The sequence below is a fragment of the Bacillus nitratireducens genome, assembly GCF_001884135.1.
GTDB lineage: Bacteria > Bacillota > Bacilli > Bacillales > Bacillaceae_G > Bacillus_A > Bacillus_A nitratireducens.
In genome coordinates this window covers 32,969-50,521 of the sequence record NZ_MAOC01000077.1, presented here as the reverse complement: position 1 = coordinate 50,521, position 17,553 = coordinate 32,969, and the positions used below count along the sequence as shown (strand labels likewise).

Sequence of the window (17,553 nt, the reverse complement as noted above, 5' to 3'; positions counted from 1 at the left end):
CTTTTTTATTTTGTATCTAGGGAAATTATAAACTTAATGTAATATTCCCATTGACAATGATAATGAGATTCATTATCATTTATTATGTTAGTAATTGATAGGGATTATCAATTAAAATATATATAAGACAAGGGGATATTATTTTGAAAAAAAGTTATATTAAAGCTCTAGTAGTAGCAACAACATTAGCTATTCCATTTGCTGCATACTCTACTCCAGCATTAGCAGCAATAAAAATTGAAGCAAATCAGTCGTTAGCAGCAGCCAGTGATCGCACGTATGATACTGAGATTAAAATATATAAGGATCAAAAAGATGAGCCATCTATGGTTTCTCAGTACATAAAAAATCCTAAAGTAGCAATTGAAGACGGGAAAAAAATTGTTACTGTAACAATGCAAGATAGCGATTATTTTCAATATCTTAGAATAGAAGATAGAAATCAACCTGGTGTATTTCATGATGTGAAAGTTCTGTCAGAAGACAAAAGAAAAAATGGAACGAAAGTAGTTCAATTTGAAATTGGTGAATTTGAGAAGAAGCATAATATGCAAATGCATATACTTATTCCAGCTATTGGATACGATCACAAATATCAAGTTCAATTTGAAATTAAAGATCCAACTGTAAGCGACAAAGAAACAGAGAAACCAGACGATAACTCTAATTCAGGCAATACGGAAACAGATAATCCAGTTGATAATCAAAATATGATAACAGATAACAAATTAAGAGAACTTGTTAATAAAAAAGTATTTAATAGAAAAGATTTAAATACACCAATTACGAAAGAAGAGTTATTACAAGTAAAGGACTTGTTTTTAAACACGAATGAGATTCTTGATTATAGTGCATTAAAATATATGCCGAATTTAAAATCTTTAACAGTTGCGAATGCGAAGTTAACAGATCCGTCGTTCTTTGCGAATTTAAAGCAATTAAATCATTTAGCTTTGCGTGGTAATGAATTTTCAGATGTAACACCACTTGTTAAGATGGATAATTTAGAATCTCTTGATTTGAGTAATAATAAAATTACAAACGTTGCACCACTAATTGGAATGAAAAATGTAAAAAGTTTATATCTATCAGGCAACCAAATAGAAGATGTAACAGCATTAGCGAAAATGGAACAACTAGATTACTTGAATTTAGCAAATAATAAAATTACGAATGTTGCTCCATTAAGCGCGTTGAAAAATGTAACATACTTAACTTTAGCAGGTAATCAAATTGAAGATATTAAACCGTTATATTCATTACCTTTAAAGGACTTAGTATTAACGCGTAATAAGGTTAAAGATTTATCGGGTATTGATCAAATGAATCAATTAAATAAATTATTTATCGGGAAAAATCAAATTGAAGATGTGACACCACTTGCTAAAATGACTCAGCTTACAGAATTAGATTTACCTAATAATGAGTTAAAGGATATTACTCCATTATCAAATCTAGTAAACTTACAAAAGCTTGATTTAGAAGCAAATTATATTTCAGACTTATCGCCAGTTAGTAATTTGAATAAGTTAGTATATTTAAGTTTTGTTGCAAATGAAATCCGCGATGTTAGACCAGTAATAGAACTAAGTAAGAAAGCTTATATTAATGTTCAAAACCAAAAAGTCTTTTTAGAGGATACAGAAGTAAATAAAGAAGTAAAAGTACCTATATACGAAAAAGACGGCGAGGTATCTACAAAAATCCGTCTGAAGAGTGATGATGGTACGTATAGTAATGGTGTAGTGAAATGGAATACACCAGGTGAGAAGGTATATGAATTTGGAGTGAAAGATCCATTTGCGGATACAGGCATTTTCTTCACTGGTTCTGTTATTCAAAATGTAGTAGAAAGCAAAGGGGATAACACTTCTAAAGAAGATGAAAAAGTAGAAGTAGTAGAATTTAAAGATGTACCAAAAGGACATTGGTCAGAAGAAGCAATTAATTATTTAGCGAAAGAGAATATTTTTAAAGGATATGGAAATGGACAATTTGGATTTGGTGATAATATTACCCGTGGACAAGTTGCATCTTTAGTACAAAGGTACTTGAAATTAGAAAATAAAGTAGAGCAGAAAGAGATGTTTACAGATACGAAAGGGCATATGTTTGAGCAAGATATTGCTACAGTTGCAAAAGCTGGAATTATGCAAGGGGATGGTACAGGGAAGTTTCGTCCAGAAGGAGTATTAACTAGGTACGAGATGTCAGTAGTATTACAAAAAGTATTTCAGTTAAAGGCAAATGAAAGTAATTTGGAGAACTTTAAAGACGTACCAACTGGTCATTGGGCAGAAGGATATGTGAAAGCTTTAGAGGATAATAACATATCAAAAGGTGACGGGAATGGGAACTTTTTAGGGGATAATTTCGTAACACGTGAACAATATGCACAATTTTTGTATAACGCAATAAAAAAATAATAGATGAGAAAAATACGTTATTCTTTAATAAGAAGAATAGCGTATTTTTTATATGTACAAAATCAAGTAAGAAATAGACAGGAGTGCTTATAGGTGATATGTCTATTTTTCCGATAGGTGCTGAAACCATATTGACAAAAAGGCATTCTCGTGTGATAATTTAATTAAATTTTTAGAATAATCAAAAAACATTCCTTTTACATAGAAAGGATTTGAAAATTATATTAATATTACGCCGGGGGTGACGAAATGTTATTTTTTCTGAAGAAATGGAACGAATTAAAAGATGTGAAGGCAGAACTGGCACTTCGCGATTGGTTTTATGGTACAAAAATTAGTTTATCGATGTGTACGTCAAAAGAGCCATTAACATTTTTGATAAATGTAGAGGGAAGAGATAAAGGAGTATTTTCTGAAGAAGACTTTATTGTAGTAAATTGCATGTGTGAGCCAGTATTTGAAAACGAAGAAAAACCAGCTTCAGAGTCGTTTATGCATGCGGATATTTATAAAAAAAGCAGTGCAGAATGTATTTTACAAGTACAGACTGTAGATAGTCATTTAATGTCAGAGCTATATGGGAAAGAAGGAGAAGTAACATTCGAAAAACGCAGCGTGGAACGTGTTTTTGGCAAAGAAGGCATTACAGAAATGACCATTCCAATTGTAGAAGATGAAAAAAAGTTCGCTGATTTATTGGAAAGTAATGTTCCGAATTTTACTGAAGGTGGAGGAGTAGTCCTTGTTCATAATTACGGAATGATCGTATGGGGAAAATCACCAGAAGAAGCGAAAAAATGGTTGGAAGGTATAGAATATTTAATGAACTATCACGTAAAGCTTTTAATGATAAAAGGGGCAAAAAGTTCTGTTATATAAAGGTGTATTCATAGAGGTTACCATTCTATAAAAATGAAAGCGTTTTAAAAGTAAATTTCACTCATAAAATATAGGTCTCCTTATTATATATAGATTACATGTTGACATGTAAGGAGGAACATATTTTGCGAGTTAAATATCATTTTCTGCCAAAACAGCAGGTGACATTTTGCAAAACGAATGATTCTGGTGAAAAGGCTTTGCAAATTATGAATGAAACGGGATTTAGGGCGATCCCCGTATTAGCAGAAGATGAGAAGGAATTCACGGGGATTATTTATAAAGTAGATCTTTTAGAGAAGAAGTGTAATAGCGGATTAGAGCATGTAAGTACAGGAGATGTGTTGGAAGATCCAACTTCGTTTATTTTTGAAAAGGATTCTTTTTTTAGAGCTTTTTACGTGATTCGTCGTCTCCCATTTTTAGCGGTTTTAAATGAATATAATGAATTTGTCGGTATTCTAACACATTCTAATGTATTTGATGTTATTGAAGATTCGTTCGGTATGCGGACGGGTGGTTATATATTAACAATTGCAACACAAGATTGTAAGGGAACAATTAAAGAGCTGGGGACATTGTTAAAGGCATACAATATAGGTGGACTGTTTACGCTTGATAATGGTGATCAATATATTCGCCGTATTATCGTAAATATATCAGATGAGTTAAATGAAAAAAAATTAAAGAAATTAATTGAAAAGATAGAGAAAAAGGGATTTAGGGTGAGTCATGTAGATCATATTTAAGTTAAAAAGGAAAGGTACCTATCTGCAATATGTAGATAGGTACCTTTTTTAGTATGAGAAATGAATCTTATTTTGAAACAGGAGGTGGAGATAATACTAAATCAGATAAAAAAATGAAGTCTGCATGTTCGCGAACTTTAGGAATAGAAGTTTCAATAACACGTGATGTAATTTCACCTGGAGGACCAACGTGCCCGATAGCTACCATTATTGGCTTTTCTTGAATTTTTTTGATGAGTAATTGGGCTTGTCTTGAAATATGACTTGCCGTATATACATCATCAAAAAATAATTGATTTTCAATGACTGGTACCCCTAATTCTTTACCGATTTTTGGGACAACACTATTAGGATTGGTTTTACTATCTAAATAAAATAAACCGTGTTTTTTACAGGCAGAAAGTATAAGACGTACAATCCTTTCATCGGCGGTTACTTTTGATCCCATATGATTGTTCATTCCTATTGCATGAGGTATTTCTTGAATTGCTTGTTCGAGTCGGTTGTTTATTTCTTCATCGCTTAAATCTGTTGTAATCGCTTTCGGTCCAAGCCACTCTTTTTTTCCTCTAATTGGCTCCATGGGCATATGTATAATAACTTCATGTCCTTTTTTATGGGCAGCTATTGCATCTTGTTTAGTAGAAGGAAGAAATGGCATAACAGCAATAGTGAGTGGAATAGGAAGTGATAACATTCTATCAGTTCCTTTCATATTATTGCCGAAATCATCGATGACAATAGCAACTTTATTCGTATGAGCGTTTGCTTGAATAGGAAATAGGAAGAAGGGTATGAACAGGGTGAAGACGAGAAATGTAATAGTATATTTGCGCATTTAAATATTTCCTTTCTATTTTATCCTGCTATTTGCGGGCAGTAAGATTCCCACCTCAAAATTCGGCTAGAGCAAAGAAGTTAGGTGGGAGATCCACTGCCCGTAAACGCCCGATTGGTGAGGGCTAATAATCAGTTGGAGGGAGCAAAATCTCCACTGATTAAAGTTGCACTTTATCAATCATCATTATGTTTTGCGTTTTTACATAAATTAAACAAAAAATGTCGAAGAAAAGTACATTGAAAATAGAGAATCCACTGTTTACTGAGTATTTACAAAAAAGAAGATGAAAAAAATGTCTATTATTGCGAATGTATTTACAAAGATAGAATAATTTGTAATAATTCTCAAAGTGAGGGTAAAGATTTGTAAATTACAGGGGGAAAATGTTAAATTTTCTGATTCTTCAAATAGGATTAAATGTTTAAAGGACTAAAGTAGAAGAGACGTTGAGAGCATGGAAGAATAATAAGGGGGATATGGATGTTTACTGTAAAAAGGAAGTACACATTAGAAAAGCTTTCGCATGATATTCATATGAAACGTGAAGAAATGATTCAATTAGGTTTAACAAGTGGGTTAAATAGTATGGAGACAATTCAAGTTAGTCAAGAATTGGACAAGCTTATCGTACAGTACCAGAGTTACAAAGAAAAACAAACACCGAAATGGTTTTCAATTATAAGGGTCCCTATTTTTCAAATTGGGTATGCAGGAAAATCGAGCAATTTTTGGAGAATGCTTGTGGCTGGTTTTATGAAATAAGTATAATTATCCTTTTGGGATAAGGATAATTATACTGTGTGTAATGGAATCTCTATATGAACTGTCGTTCCTTTGTTTTCTTTACTATCAATAAATATATGCCCGTTGTACATCTCTACAATTCGTTTACATATGACAAGCCCAAGACCTGTTCCAGTATCTTTATTAGTAAAGAACGGATGAAAGAGGTGTTTTTGAATATATTTTGGAATTCCTTTTCCAGTATCAATAATTTGCAGTTGTGCGTATTTTTCATTGTTTGTTACTACAATGGTTAATGTATCACCAGAAGCCATAGCTTCAATTGCATTTTTTGTAATGTTTAAAACCACTTGTTTCATATGGTCTTTTGAGCAAAGTATATGAACAGGTTGGTCTGGCAAATGTAAATGAAATACAATGTTATGTAGATTCGCCTCAGATTGAATAATTAATGCTACCTCATTTAGAATGGTTCTCACATCATATGTTTGTTCAATGATAGCAGTTGGCTTTCCAAGAATAAGAAATTCGCTTACAATTTCATTAATCCGTTCTATTTCTTGTTCGATGATGGAAAAATAGAACTGATCTTGTTCATCTTTATATTTCTCTTTTAATAGAGCGACGAGCCCTTTAATTCCAGTAAGAGGATTACGGATTTCGTGGGCTGTACTAGCTGCAAAAGTTCCAACCAATTCAATTTTTTGTAGTTCATTTTGTTGTCTTTCCAGTTTTGTTTGCCGTTTTAACAACATATATTGAGCAAGTAAAAATAAAATAGACAGTAAAAATAAAGTAGCTATACACTCTATTGAAACCCACTGGTATAAGGTTTTTTGATGGATAGGCAATGGAGAAACAGAGACCTTCCAATTTAATCTTTGGAGTGGGGTAGTGAGCATGTTAGAATGCCCATCGCTTGTTTCATTATTATCATCAGTTAGAAAAACTACATCATGTTTATCAGTCACTTCGAAATGATATTGTGGTTTAATAGCATTTAAAGAGGCTGAAATGTAGTCAAAACGTAAACTCGCCAATAATAAGCCTGAGAGTTCCTTTTGTCTATTAAATATTGGAGAGGCAATCATAATAGCTTGATGTCCAAGAACGCGATCTGTAATAACTGATGATACAGTTGTTTTCTTAGATTGCAATGCATCTTGAATGTATTGGCGGTCAGAAACGTCAATAGGCGGCGAATCGCCTTGGGATGCGATTGTAATCATCCCATCTGTCGTAGCGTAATATAGGCCGGAAAAACGTTCATCATTTCCATCCGTATCATGTACAATCTGTTTAATCCCATTGAGGTTTCCGGTTTCGGTCCCTACGACTTTTGCGAGCATTTCTAAGGCAGATATAGATTCACCAAGGTGATGGTCTAAATAGTCTCTATATAAAAAGAGAACAGTGTGAGCAGATAGTTTGTTTTCCTGTTTCATTTGATATGTGTGATACGAAAAAAATGTGGCACCGATCCCTATCGTTGGCAGTATAACAAGCAGTATGTAAAAAAATATGCTTTGTAATTTGACTTTCAAATTTGGTACTCCTTCTTTTTTATTATCATTATATATAAACTATGTTAAAATTGTCATGTTTTTATTCAAGAATCATTTGCATTACATTAGGGAAAGGAAAAGGGATGAGAGAATATTCATTTGGAATTTGTAATGAAGTACTACATTGCTTTTCTTTTTGTTGCGTAGAATTTAAGTGAAGGGTTGAAATGGTATGACATCAAATAATGAGCGAGAAGATATTTCTCAATCTTTAAAAGTATTTATTGCATTATCCCGTGTACATCGTTCTGTTATGGATACTACAAATAAATCCATACAAAGTAACGGATTAAATCCAACTGAGTTTGCAGTATTAGAACTACTATATCATAAAGGAGGCCAACCACTTCAGCAAATCGGTGAGCGTATTTTAATAGCTAGTGGCAGCATTACATACGTTGTAGATAAGCTAGAGAAAAAAGGACTAGTAAAGAGAATCCCGTGCCCGAATGATAGACGTGTTATTTATGCACAATTAACGGAGTCTGGAGAGAGCTTTATTGCTTCTATTTTTCCTGGGCATGAGCAAGTTATACATCAGTCTTTTGAAATGTTAACGAAAGATGAAAAGGATGAATTACTTGATCTATTAAAAAAAATTGGAAAGTATGAAAAATAATAATATGTTCCAAAGGAGCTTTGGATAAAGAAATCCAAGGCTTTTTTTACATGTTATCATGACAGTAGCTGCTGTATTTTGCTGAAGAATAAGAGGATATTTGTAAGTAAGCATTGAATTATAGTAATGATGCATATAATGGAGAGGGGGCTCGTTCATGTCATTTAAAGACTATGAATATAATCGGCCAAATATTGAAGAATTAAAAGAGAAGTTTACTGTTGCTTTAGACAAGTTCGATAATGCAAAAACGGTTGAAGAACAAAAACAAGTGATTAATTCAATCAATGAAATTCGCAATGATTTTGGTACAATGGGGAATCTTTGTTACATTCGTCATTCTGTTGATACGACAGATGCTTTTTATAAAGAAGAGCAAGATTTCTTTGATGAATACTCTCCGGTTGTACAAGGCTACGGAACAAAATATTATAAGGCGTTAATGAATTCTCCATTCCGTGAAGAGTTAGAAGCCTATTATGGAAAGCAATTATTTGCTCTAGCTGAATGTGATTTAAAAACATATTCAGATGAAGTAGTGAAAGATTTGCAATTAGAGAATAAATTGTCTTCACAATATACACAGTTGTTAGCATCTGCAAAAATTGACTTTGCAGGAGAAGAAAGAACGTTATCGCAACTTATTCCGTTTATGCAAGGAAAAGAAAGAAGCAAACGTAAAGCAGCAAGTGAAGCATACTACGGATTTTTAGCTGGGAATGAGGAAGAGTTAGACCGTATTTATGATGAGCTTGTTAAAGTGAGAACTACAATTGCAAAAACACTTGGTTTTAAAAACTTTGTGGAATTAGGATATGCGAGAATGTATCGTACAGATTATAATGCTGAAATGGTTGCGAACTATCGCCAGCAAGTATTAGATTATATCGTTCCGGTTGCAACAGAATTAAGAAATAGACAAAAAGCACGCATTGGTGTAGAAAAGCTCGCTTATTATGATGAAAACTTTGAGTTTGCTACAGGTAACCCAACTCCAAAAGGTGATGCGGATTGGATTATTAATCACGGGAAAACGATGTATAAAGAATTATCAGCTGAAACAGATGAATTTTTTAATTTCATGCTAGATAATGATTTATTAGATTTAGTTGCGAAAAAAGGAAAAGCTGGTGGTGGATATTGTACATATATTGAGAATTATAAAGCGCCATTCATTTTCTCAAACTTTAATGGAACGTCTGGTGACATTGATGTACTAACACATGAAGCTGGTCATGCTTTCCAAGTATATGAAAGTCGTAAGTATGAAATTCCAGAATACAATTGGCCAACATATGAAGCGTGTGAAATCCATTCAATGAGTATGGAATTCTTTACATGGCCATGGATGAAGTTATTCTTTGAAGAAGATGCGGAAAAATATTATTTCTCACACTTAAGTTCAGCACTTCTATTTTTACCGTACGGTGTATCTGTAGACGAATATCAACATTATGTATATGAGAATCCAGAAGCATCGCCAGCAGAACGTAAGTCAGCGTGGCGTAACATAGAGAAGAAATATTTACCACATCGTGATTATGAAGATAATGATTATTTAGAGCGCGGTGGTTTCTGGCAACGTCAAGGCCACATTTATAGCTCACCGTTCTATTATATTGACTACACGTTAGCTCAAATTTGTGCGCTGCAATTTTGGAAACGTGCAAGAGATAATAGACAAGAGGCTTGGGAAGATTATGTGAATCTTTGTCAGCAAGGTGGAAGTAAATCATTCTTAGAATTAGTAGAAGTTGCAAATTTAACATCGCCATTTGCTGAAGGTTGTGTAAAAAGTGTAATTACAGAAATTGAAGCGTGGTTACGTGCTGTTGACGACACAAAATTGTAAAAAACATGCGCTTTTTTTCACATGTTTAACATCGACATAATGGAAAAATGATGAGATAATAAAAGAAAATTCAGAATTATCTAAGAGGTGTTTCTAATAAGGAGCACCTCTTTTCACCAACAAAAGGGGGAAAGCATTATGCTTCAATCTAATATGGATGTTAGTTTAGAAACTTTAGTCCACTCATTACAGTCTACACGAAGCACGCTGTTATCAGAAATTGAAATGTTAAATGATACTGAGGTGAATGTAAAGCCACGTCGTGACAAATGGAGTATTATTCAAATTTTGCATCATTTACATTTAGTTGAACAGTCTGTCACATCTGCCCTTGTATATGCTTTACAAAAAAAAGAAAGAAACCTTGCTCCATTTAAAGACCTCCAACTTACGCTTGATCGCACATATAAACGGGAAGCTCCTCAACAAATGAAACCAACAGAAACTTTAATGAAAAAACTGCAAGGAATTCAATTACTAGAACATTCACGACAAGAATTATTACATGCACTTCATAGTGTGATAGATGAAAAAGAATTGTTTGAAAATGGATTGAAACATCCTATTTTTAATGATTTGAATTTATACCAATGGGTTCAATTTCTGGATTTGCACGAACAAAGGCATCTTACACAGCTAAAAGAAGCAAAACATGCAATTTTACAGCGATAAAGTGAAGCTTTAATCATTGGGTGGCATCCCGCACTGATTATTATTATTATTTACCAATCGGGCTGCCCTCAAATAGTGGGATAAAGGAAAAGAAGCGGTGAACCGCTTCTTTTCCTTTTTTACACATGCATAGTTTTCTTTCTCATTTTGGAATACTACATGGAGAAGAGAAAAGGAGTTGAAAAGTATGTCAAAGAAAAAGAGAGAAGAAGAGCGCGCTTGGAAAGCTCGGAAAGAGAATCAAAAACCACATGGAAAAGTGAAAGCTTTTGCAGAATTAGTTGAAGGAACAGAAAAAACGTGATGAATTTCATCACGTTTTTTGTATGATTGGGAAAGTTAATAAAAATGTTGTACCCGTTCCTTTTTCACTAATAATATCAATCTTTCCATTCATTGCTTGAATGACACTGAAGACGACCATCATCCCGAGTCCGGTCCCTTTTTCTTTCGTCGAGTAGAAGGGTGATCCGAGGCGTTTTACTTGTTCTGGATCCATACCAACGCCTGTATCTTTTATATATAATTGTATATGTTTATGGTCTGGAACTAATGTAAGAATAAGGTCACCACCGTTAGGCATAGCCTCGATACAGTTTTTAAAAATATTTAATAAGCATTGGTTCAGCTTTTGCCTTTCACCAGCTATAAAGAAAGATGTACTTTGTTTTATATAATGTATGCGAACATTTGTTAAATTGGCGAGAGGTGTAATTAAAGATAACGCATGAAGTAACTCTTCCTCTACCTGTAATTTTTGTTCTTTTTCAATACTCGGTTTTGCAAAAGTTAAGTAGTCTGTAAGAACATGATTTGCTTGTTCGATCCCATTAATGGCTATGTCGATATATAATTTTCGTTCCTTCTCAGAACATGTATCTGACTGTAAAAGTTGCAAAAATCCTTTCGTTGAAGTTAAAGGATTACGAATTTCATGAGAGATAGAAGCTGCCATTTCACCGATTAAATGAAATTTTTCAGCATTCATAAGTTCATTTTGGAGACGAACTTGCGTTTGTAATATGTGTAATAAATATAAAATAAGGATTGTACCAAGTATCGTACAGAGTTCGTACACAATAATATACGATATATAATCAGCCTTATTTGTAACCGCTGAAAGGAAAAATGGTATCCAGCTAAATCCGAATATGAGACTGTAAAAGATAGCGAGTGCTATTTTTACACGATTAGAACTTCGGTTAAACAGTTTGTATGTTAATAGTAGAACAATAAATAGGAGAACCGAAGCGATAAGAGATGGGAAAACACCTATTCCTCCTAATAATACACGATATATGTTTAATACAGCTAAGATGGAAGCACCGGCAATAGGTCCCCCTGTTAATGTACCGACAATTAATACGATATGACGCATATCAAATTGAAATCCATAATTTGTTTTTGCTGCGAAAGTGATGCATAGTATGGTGGCGAGGCAACATAATACAATAAATATAGTTGAATTTAATTTAGGAGAGCTTTTCCCTTTTTGATTCCAAAATAAATGATATATAAGCATTGTAACAAGAATGCATAATATATTTAAAAAGAGATAAATAATAAAGAGTTTCAGTGGGATGCCTCCTCTCTTCTCACATTAAATTAATCATACTATAAAATGAGAGAAATGAAATGTGAAATAGCGGAAAAATCAGAAATTTTTTCTGGTAGTATACAATATGTTACAATATGTTTTGTCAATGAAAGAAGAAATTCCATGCACCGCATGGGAGAGGTTCGCGAACTCCCTCTATAAAAAACTATGGAAACAACAATATCCTTAGGTATTGTTTTGTTTTTTTATTGTGACAGTTCAAGAACGTTCTTTCTTCTTATTCGTAGTAGAGAAGGAGAATGAGTGAAATGAAAAAAGAAAAAGCAGTTGTTGTTTTTAGTGGTGGACAAGATAGTACAACATGTTTATTTTGGGCAATAGAGCAGTTTGCAGAAGTGGAAGCTGTAACATTTAATTACAATCAACGTCATAAACTAGAAATTGATTGTGCAGCGGAAATCGCGAAAGAGCTAGGGATTAAACATACGGTACTAGATATGAGTCTATTAAATCAACTTGCTCCAAATGCGTTAACGAGAACGGATATGGAGATTACACATGAAAAAGGTGAATTGCCATCGACGTTTGTAGATGGACGAAATTTACTATTCTTATCATTTGCTGCTGTATTAGCAAAACAAGTTGGAGCACGTCATATTGTAACGGGTGTATGTGAAACTGATTTTAGCGGTTATCCAGATTGCCGTGACGTGTTTGTGAAATCGTTAAACGTTACTTTAAATTTATCCATGGATTATCCGTTCGTAATTCATACACCACTTATGTGGATTGATAAAGCGGAAACATGGAAATTATCAGATGAACTTGGAGCATTCGAGTTTGTTCGAGAAAAAACATTAACATGTTATAACGGAATCATTGGTGATGGTTGCGGTGAATGTCCAGCATGCCAGCTTCGTAAAGCAGGATTAGATACGTACCTACAAGAACGCGAAGGAGCGAACAACTAATGGATAATTTCTTTGGATTTCGCATCGTAGAAAATTTGCAAAAAATGGACAAGGATATTCAGCGTAAACAGCTCAAATATCATAATAAAAGAGTAATGGTCAGCAAGGAATTTACATTTGATGCAGCACACCATTTACACTGTTATGAAGGGAAATGTAAAAACTTACATGGTCACACATATAAAGTTGTATTTGGGATTAGTGGATATGTAAATGAAATAGGTCTTGCAATTGACTTTGGAGATATAAAAGAAATTTGGAAAAATGAAATAGAAATTTATTTAGACCATCGTTATTTAAACGAAACGTTACCAGCGATGAATACGACTGCTGAAAACATGGTTGTTTGGATTTATGAAAAGATGGCAGAAGCATTAACAAAAGATAATCGTGCGAATGAATACAAAGGAGCGCGTGTTGAATTTGTTCGTTTGTTTGAGACACCGACTAGTTATGCGGAAGTGAGACGGGAGTGGATGCTCGATGAGTAAAATCCCCGTCTTAGAAATATTTGGTCCGACCATTCAAGGAGAAGGGATGGTTGTCGGGCAAAAAACTATGTTTATTCGAACTGCTGGCTGTGACTATAGCTGTGCTTGGTGTGATTCTGCCTTTACGTGGGATGGATCGGCAAAAGATCAAATTAGACAAATGTCAGCAGAAGACATTTGGAATGAGCTTGTTGAAATTGGAGGAGAAAATTTCTCTCATGTTACGATTTCGGGTGGAAATCCTGTTTTATTGAAAAATATTGAATCGCTTCTTTCTATATTAAAAGAGAATGGGATGCGAACGGCGATCGAAACACAAGGGAGTAAATGGCAAGATTGGTTACTTCAAATTGATGAGGTAACGATTTCGCCAAAACCACCGAGTTCGGCGATGCATACAGATTTTCAGAAGTTAGATGATGTTATTCAGAAACTAGCAGGAAAAGATATTAGTTTAAAAGTAGTAGTATTCGATGATCAAGATTTTGAATATGCAGTTAAAATGCATGGACGTTATCCAGATGTACCATTTTTCTTACAAGTAGGAAATGATGATACGAAAACAGTGGATGATGCAATGCTTATTAAAAAATTATTAGATAAGTATGAGTGGCTTATTGAAAAAGCTGTGAACTGTAAAGAAATGAATGATGCGAAAGTATTGCCACAGCTTCATGCGTTAGTATGGGGAAATAAACGAGGCGTATAACGAGAAGGGATGTTTAAAATGGCAGGAAGATTAGATGAAGATTTAAAAGATGTAACATTATTAGGAAATCAAAATACAAAATATTTATTTGAATATAGCCCAGAAATTTTAGAGGTATTTGATAATAACCATCCAAACCGTGATTACTTTGTAAAATTTAACTGTCCTGAATTTACAAGTTTATGTCCGAAAACAGGACAACCTGATTTTGCAACAATTTATATTAGCTACATTCCAGAACAAAGAATGGTAGAGAGTAAATCTTTAAAGCTATATTTATTTAGCTTCCGAAATCATGGTGACTTCCACGAAGATTGCATGAACGTTATTATGAATGATTTAATTAAATTAATGGATCCACGTTATATTGAGGTATGGGGGAAATTTACACCACGTGGTGGGATTTCAATCGATCCTTACTGTAACTACGGTCGCCCAGGAACTAAGTATGAGAAAATGGCAGATTACCGTATGATGAACCATGATCTATATCCAGAAACAGTTGATAATCGTTAATATATATAGAAAGAAAGGATCTGTATGATATACAGATCCTTTCTTTCTATTATATTATGCATGTTGATTAATGACAGTATAGTTTTTATGGCTTACAACTGTAAGAGGTTCCATATCTAGTTCTCTAAAATTCTCCATAATTGTTAAATCAACAATAACAGAATTTTGATTTACTTTTTGAACACGGCCTTGCATTCCACCTTTAAATTCAATGATATCTCCAGTTTCTGCGATCTGCATAAGCAACTCTCCTTGTTACAGTTTTCCCCAAAAAAGAATAATTTGGGCTTTTTTTATTTCCTCTTATTTTGAACTATATTTACCAATTTGTAAATGTTTCCAAAGTAAAAATTCAAAAAATATTCACTTTTTGTAAGAAAATATGTGAAAAAATATTGTTAGGAGAGGAATGATGAAAATGCATACATCTTTATATAGGGGTATAATAAAAAGGATACAATGACCTACTAAGGTGGGAGAAATTAGGGGCGGTAAAATGATGTTTGAAATTGTGGGGAGCTTTATAGCGATTTTATTATTTTTATTTTCTTATATACAGTTGAAGAAAATGCGTCAACATGAAACAACTACATATTTTGATGGACTGGATGGTGTGCATGCATCGATAACGCATGATAGTAGTGGGGATATGTAATGATATATAACTTTCTTTTTATGCATGGTATGATGGCAATAAGAAATAGTACATAATATAGTTCGTAAGTGATGAATGGGGAGTGGAAAGAATGCGAATTTCTTTTATTCGTCATGGTCGTTTGGACAGTACTATAGAGCCAATGACAATTATTTCATTTCGTGAATGGATGAAGCAATATGATTTAGGAACTATGGTAAAAGAAGTTCATATACCGATTGAAACAATTGAGGCGATTACAACAGCGAAATTGGTCGTAACGAGTAATCAGAGGCGCGCTGTGCAATCAGCAACCGAATTAACGGATTCTTTATCTTTTGTGCAAAATCCTCTTTTTAGAGAAGCTGAAATTCCGACAGGTTTTTATGCTCCAAAATGGTTGAAATGTAAACCTAATGTATGGATGTTTATTGGACGTACACTATGGATAGCTGCTTATAGTAAGGATGTTGAGTCTTATAAGGAAGTACGAGAAAGAGCAAGGAAAGCTGCTAATATGTTACACCGCTATGCGCTCGTACACGGACATATTGCTCTTGTAGGTCATAGTTATTTTAATGTGATGATTGGGACTGAACTGAGGGCAATGGGGTGGTCAGGTTCGCCTATTTTCCATAGGAAGCCATGGGGATGTACAACGTATACATTTCGTGAGGCGATGAATGGAAATGTATTAAATACGAATTTAACATAAAAGAGGCTGTCCCTTGGGCAGCCTCTCTCTTTACATAACAAGCAAAAAGAATTGTCCTTTTAAGATATAGAAACTAATGACCGTAATGGTTTTATTAGATGGGCATACGGTTCACCAACGAGCATAACGATGTTATCTTTTTTGTAACCAAGTTTTTCATATAGTAAAAAAGCGCGTTTGTTTTCTAAATTAACAAGTAAGGCGATTTTTTCATGACCTTTTTCAGTTGCATGAAGTTCAGCTGCATCGATTAATTTAGAGCCAATGCCACGGCCACTGTACATATTTGAAACTGACAACGTGTCAATATAGTACTCATCAAGTTCAGCTTCTTTTTCTAACGTAATGGATTCGTCGTCATGTAGTTCTCTTAAGTGGTGTACGATTGGTGCATCAAGTTGTTCAGCGTCACTACCGTGATAACCGACAATAACCCCAACTACCTTTCCATCTTGTTCAGCCACTAAACAGTTTTCATAGCTCAATCGATTATTTTCTTTTGCGAACCATGTTTCAAGTCCTAGTATCACTTTTGCTTCAACTGTGCTACCTGTGATTTTTTCAGCAATTTCGTGCAGAGCGTTATACAGTAAAGGTGCTACTCCTATCGCATCTGTCTTTTTTGCTTTCCGAATCATAGTATCCCTCCTAGTTCTATGCATATATTGTAGCATAAAATAAAATAACAAACAGTGGATTGGAACTTTGTTATACAGAGCGTCAAAAAGTTTGATATAGAGAAGTAGCTATGTTAGTATATGATATTTAGTACGAATATAATAAAGTGATATAGCTATAAAAATAATGAAAGTGAATTAAATAATAGTAACGGGATAATTTTACCGTTGTCGACCTATAGAAGATGCGATAAAATAAACTATTGCAGAGAGGTGAAATACATGGATAAACAATTAGCAAATGCAATTTTGGATCAGCTGAAAAATGGTGAAATAAAGGAGTATGTTGCGACAAAAGATGTATTTTATACGTTCAGGGAAGTTGTTGTAAGTCGAGAAGATTTTAAACATATTATCGGGAACGCACAGCGCGGTGGACAGGTAATTTATACATATTCAGAAACACCACGTTCATAAAGTGAAACTTTAACAGTGGGGGCATCCCCACTGATTATTAGTTGAACCAATCGGGCATTTACGGGCAGTTATCTCCCACCTAACTTCTTTGAATTCACTGAATTTTGGGGTGGGGGTCCTACTGCCCGCAAATAGCGGGATAAATAGAAGATAAAGGAGAGGAGAATTATGGGAGATTTTAAACAAGGCATATTACCACATTGGGATTATATGTGGAAAGATAGAGCTGGGAATAGGTTTATGGGAATGGTTATGTATCCAGAGAAACGAAAATGTTCAGCAAAAATGCTTCAGAAAATAAAAAGAGCATATGAAGAAGCTGTAGAAATTAAAGTAACTGTACAAGTCCAACATACATATCAGTACGTAGAAGGAATGATCGTATACTTTGATGAAGAAGCTCCTGTATGTACAATGCTCGATAAAGATGAGAATCCACATCATATATTTATAAAAGATATTTTGCGTATTGAGCACCTGTAATAATTTTTTTCATAAATAAAATTGAAGTTCCATAA

At 33.9% G+C, this 17,553-nt stretch carries 21 protein-coding genes and 1 riboswitch; of the genes, 16 read left to right on the top strand and 5 right to left on the bottom strand.

The features are described 5' to 3' along the window. Positions 1-143 precede the first annotated feature (143 nt). The 3 genes from BAU23_RS19755 (at position 144) to cbpA (ending at position 4,054) form a co-directional block, all read left to right on the top strand. Entirely contained in the window at positions 144-2,426 is a 2,283-nt protein-coding gene (locus tag BAU23_RS19755; protein WP_071735041.1) for an NEAT domain-containing leucine-rich repeat protein, read from the top strand. 249 nt (positions 2,427-2,675) lie between these two features. Then, positions 2,676-3,305, top strand: a complete 630-nt coding sequence (locus BAU23_RS19750; RefSeq protein ID WP_000895985.1) for a class II aldolase/adducin family protein — start codon at positions 2,676-2,678, stop codon at positions 3,303-3,305. 125 nt (positions 3,306-3,430) lie between these two features. Next, the gene (cbpA, locus tag BAU23_RS19745; protein WP_001264224.1) at positions 3,431-4,054 is read left to right on the top strand and encodes a cyclic di-AMP binding protein CbpA; all 624 of its coding nucleotides are present in this window, start codon (positions 3,431-3,433) and stop codon (positions 4,052-4,054) included. A 67-nt stretch (positions 4,055-4,121) separates the two neighbouring features. On the opposite strand, the gene BAU23_RS19740 is transcribed toward cbpA, so the two are convergent. After that, the gene (locus BAU23_RS19740; protein ID WP_001234133.1) at positions 4,122-4,892 is read right to left on the bottom strand and encodes a divergent polysaccharide deacetylase family protein; all 771 of its coding nucleotides are present in this window, start codon (positions 4,890-4,892) and stop codon (positions 4,122-4,124) included. A 483-nt stretch (positions 4,893-5,375) separates the two neighbouring features. Between BAU23_RS19740 and BAU23_RS19735 the strand changes: the two genes are divergently transcribed. Next, on the top strand, positions 5,376-5,657 hold the full coding sequence (locus tag BAU23_RS19735) for an aspartyl-phosphate phosphatase Spo0E family protein (protein WP_000495523.1): 282 nt from the start codon (positions 5,376-5,378) through the stop codon (positions 5,655-5,657). A 29-nt stretch (positions 5,658-5,686) separates the two neighbouring features. Here the strand turns inward: BAU23_RS19735 and BAU23_RS19730 are convergent, their stop codons facing one another. Next, entirely contained in the window at positions 5,687-7,183 is a 1,497-nt protein-coding gene (locus BAU23_RS19730) for a DUF3149 domain-containing protein (protein WP_000865274.1), read from the bottom strand. Between the two features lie 193 nt (positions 7,184-7,376). Here BAU23_RS19730 and BAU23_RS19725 point away from each other — a divergent pair, with 193 nt between their 5' ends. From BAU23_RS19725 to BAU23_RS30735, 4 genes are all read left to right on the top strand, one after another. Further along, positions 7,377-7,823 carry a MarR family winged helix-turn-helix transcriptional regulator gene (locus tag BAU23_RS19725; RefSeq protein WP_000203343.1) on the top strand — a complete coding sequence of 149 codons (447 nt, stop codon included), beginning with the start codon at positions 7,377-7,379 and terminating at the stop codon, positions 7,821-7,823. Positions 7,824-7,980: 157 nt separating this feature from the next. Continuing rightward, positions 7,981-9,675, top strand: a complete 1,695-nt coding sequence (locus BAU23_RS19720; RefSeq protein ID WP_071735040.1) for a M3 family oligoendopeptidase — start codon at positions 7,981-7,983, stop codon at positions 9,673-9,675. A gap of 138 nt (positions 9,676-9,813) precedes the next feature. Next, positions 9,814-10,347: a DinB family protein gene (locus BAU23_RS19715; protein ID WP_000941981.1), complete on the top strand. Its 534-nt coding sequence runs from the start codon at positions 9,814-9,816 to the stop codon at positions 10,345-10,347. A gap of 187 nt (positions 10,348-10,534) precedes the next feature. Next, a complete protein-coding gene (locus BAU23_RS30735) occupies positions 10,535-10,651 on the top strand; it encodes a DUF6254 family protein (RefSeq protein WP_000038354.1) in 117 nt (38 codons plus the stop codon). Between the two features lie 9 nt (positions 10,652-10,660). On the opposite strand, the gene BAU23_RS19705 is transcribed toward BAU23_RS30735, so the two are convergent. Continuing rightward, positions 10,661-11,869: an ATP-binding protein gene (locus tag BAU23_RS19705; RefSeq protein ID WP_002075044.1), complete on the bottom strand. Its 1,209-nt coding sequence runs from the start codon at positions 11,867-11,869 to the stop codon at positions 10,661-10,663. A 207-nt stretch (positions 11,870-12,076) separates the two neighbouring features. Then, positions 12,077-12,120, top strand: a riboswitch (PreQ1 riboswitch). Positions 12,121-12,213: 93 nt separating this feature from the next. Here BAU23_RS19705 and queC point away from each other — a divergent pair. Genes queC through queF form a run of 4 tightly spaced genes read left to right on the top strand, consistent with a single transcriptional unit; the run spans position 12,214 to position 14,592 of the window. Further along, complete coding sequence (gene queC / locus BAU23_RS19700; protein WP_071735082.1) at positions 12,214-12,876, top strand: 7-cyano-7-deazaguanine synthase QueC; 663 nt, start codon at positions 12,214-12,216, stop codon at positions 12,874-12,876. Continuing rightward, the gene (queD, locus tag BAU23_RS19695; RefSeq protein ID WP_000368412.1) at positions 12,876-13,367 is read left to right on the top strand and encodes a 6-carboxytetrahydropterin synthase QueD; all 492 of its coding nucleotides are present in this window, start codon (positions 12,876-12,878) and stop codon (positions 13,365-13,367) included. The genes queC and queD overlap by 1 nt, the downstream gene beginning before the upstream one ends. Continuing rightward, a complete protein-coding gene (queE, locus tag BAU23_RS19690; RefSeq protein WP_000036273.1) occupies positions 13,360-14,076 on the top strand; it encodes a 7-carboxy-7-deazaguanine synthase QueE in 717 nt (238 codons plus the stop codon). The genes queD and queE overlap by 8 nt, the downstream gene beginning before the upstream one ends. A gap of 18 nt (positions 14,077-14,094) precedes the next feature. Beyond that, entirely contained in the window at positions 14,095-14,592 is a 498-nt protein-coding gene (gene queF / locus BAU23_RS19685) for a preQ(1) synthase (protein WP_000918893.1), read from the top strand. Positions 14,593-14,646: 54 nt separating this feature from the next. Here queF and BAU23_RS19680 read toward each other — a convergent pair whose 3' ends face one another. Further along, positions 14,647-14,832, bottom strand: coding sequence for a YkvS family protein (locus BAU23_RS19680; protein ID WP_001165083.1), 186 nt, complete (start codon positions 14,830-14,832; stop codon positions 14,647-14,649). A gap of 256 nt (positions 14,833-15,088) precedes the next feature. On the opposite strand from BAU23_RS19680, the gene BAU23_RS30285 reads away from it, so the two are divergent. Further along, complete coding sequence (locus BAU23_RS30285; RefSeq protein WP_000971078.1) at positions 15,089-15,247, top strand: hypothetical protein; 159 nt, start codon at positions 15,089-15,091, stop codon at positions 15,245-15,247. 91 nt (positions 15,248-15,338) lie between these two features. Beyond that, complete coding sequence (locus BAU23_RS19670) at positions 15,339-15,941, top strand: histidine phosphatase family protein (protein WP_001222806.1); 603 nt, start codon at positions 15,339-15,341, stop codon at positions 15,939-15,941. A gap of 59 nt (positions 15,942-16,000) precedes the next feature. Here BAU23_RS19670 and BAU23_RS19665 read toward each other — a convergent pair whose 3' ends face one another. Next, positions 16,001-16,579, bottom strand: coding sequence for a GNAT family N-acetyltransferase (locus BAU23_RS19665; protein WP_000619519.1), 579 nt, complete (start codon positions 16,577-16,579; stop codon positions 16,001-16,003). 261 nt (positions 16,580-16,840) lie between these two features. On the opposite strand from BAU23_RS19665, the gene BAU23_RS19660 reads away from it, so the two are divergent. Then, a complete protein-coding gene (locus BAU23_RS19660) occupies positions 16,841-17,035 on the top strand; it encodes a hypothetical protein (RefSeq protein ID WP_000360788.1) in 195 nt (64 codons plus the stop codon). A 168-nt stretch (positions 17,036-17,203) separates the two neighbouring features. Then, positions 17,204-17,518, top strand: coding sequence for a hypothetical protein (locus tag BAU23_RS19655; RefSeq protein WP_000502203.1), 315 nt, complete (start codon positions 17,204-17,206; stop codon positions 17,516-17,518). Positions 17,519-17,553 lie beyond the last annotated feature (35 nt).

Coding starts and splice junctions, on each gene's coding strand:
- BAU23_RS19655 (WP_000502203.1), top strand. CDS start 17,204: ATGGGAGATTTTAAACAAGGCATATTACCACATTGGGATTATATGTGG.
- BAU23_RS19735 (WP_000495523.1), top strand. CDS start 5,376: ATGTTTACTGTAAAAAGGAAGTACACATTAGAAAAGCTTTCGCATGAT.
- queD (WP_000368412.1), top strand. CDS start 12,876: ATGGATAATTTCTTTGGATTTCGCATCGTAGAAAATTTGCAAAAAATG.
- BAU23_RS19720 (WP_071735040.1), top strand. CDS start 7,981: ATGTCATTTAAAGACTATGAATATAATCGGCCAAATATTGAAGAATTA.
- BAU23_RS19665 (WP_000619519.1), bottom strand. CDS start 16,579: ATGATTCGGAAAGCAAAAAAGACAGATGCGATAGGAGTAGCACCTTTA.
- BAU23_RS19715 (WP_000941981.1), top strand. CDS start 9,814: ATGCTTCAATCTAATATGGATGTTAGTTTAGAAACTTTAGTCCACTCA.
- queC (WP_071735082.1), top strand. CDS start 12,214: ATGAAAAAAGAAAAAGCAGTTGTTGTTTTTAGTGGTGGACAAGATAGT.
- BAU23_RS19670 (WP_001222806.1), top strand. CDS start 15,339: ATGCGAATTTCTTTTATTCGTCATGGTCGTTTGGACAGTACTATAGAG.
- BAU23_RS19680 (WP_001165083.1), bottom strand. CDS start 14,832: ATGCAGATCGCAGAAACTGGAGATATCATTGAATTTAAAGGTGGAATG.
- BAU23_RS19750 (WP_000895985.1), top strand. CDS start 2,676: ATGTTATTTTTTCTGAAGAAATGGAACGAATTAAAAGATGTGAAGGCA.
- BAU23_RS30285 (WP_000971078.1), top strand. CDS start 15,089: ATGATGTTTGAAATTGTGGGGAGCTTTATAGCGATTTTATTATTTTTA.
- BAU23_RS19660 (WP_000360788.1), top strand. CDS start 16,841: ATGGATAAACAATTAGCAAATGCAATTTTGGATCAGCTGAAAAATGGT.
- BAU23_RS30735 (WP_000038354.1), top strand. CDS start 10,535: ATGTCAAAGAAAAAGAGAGAAGAAGAGCGCGCTTGGAAAGCTCGGAAA.
- queF (WP_000918893.1), top strand. CDS start 14,095: ATGGCAGGAAGATTAGATGAAGATTTAAAAGATGTAACATTATTAGGA.
- BAU23_RS19705 (WP_002075044.1), bottom strand. CDS start 11,869: ATGCTTATATATCATTTATTTTGGAATCAAAAAGGGAAAAGCTCTCCT.
- BAU23_RS19725 (WP_000203343.1), top strand. CDS start 7,377: ATGACATCAAATAATGAGCGAGAAGATATTTCTCAATCTTTAAAAGTA.
- queE (WP_000036273.1), top strand. CDS start 13,360: ATGAGTAAAATCCCCGTCTTAGAAATATTTGGTCCGACCATTCAAGGA.
- BAU23_RS19740 (WP_001234133.1), bottom strand. CDS start 4,892: ATGCGCAAATATACTATTACATTTCTCGTCTTCACCCTGTTCATACCC.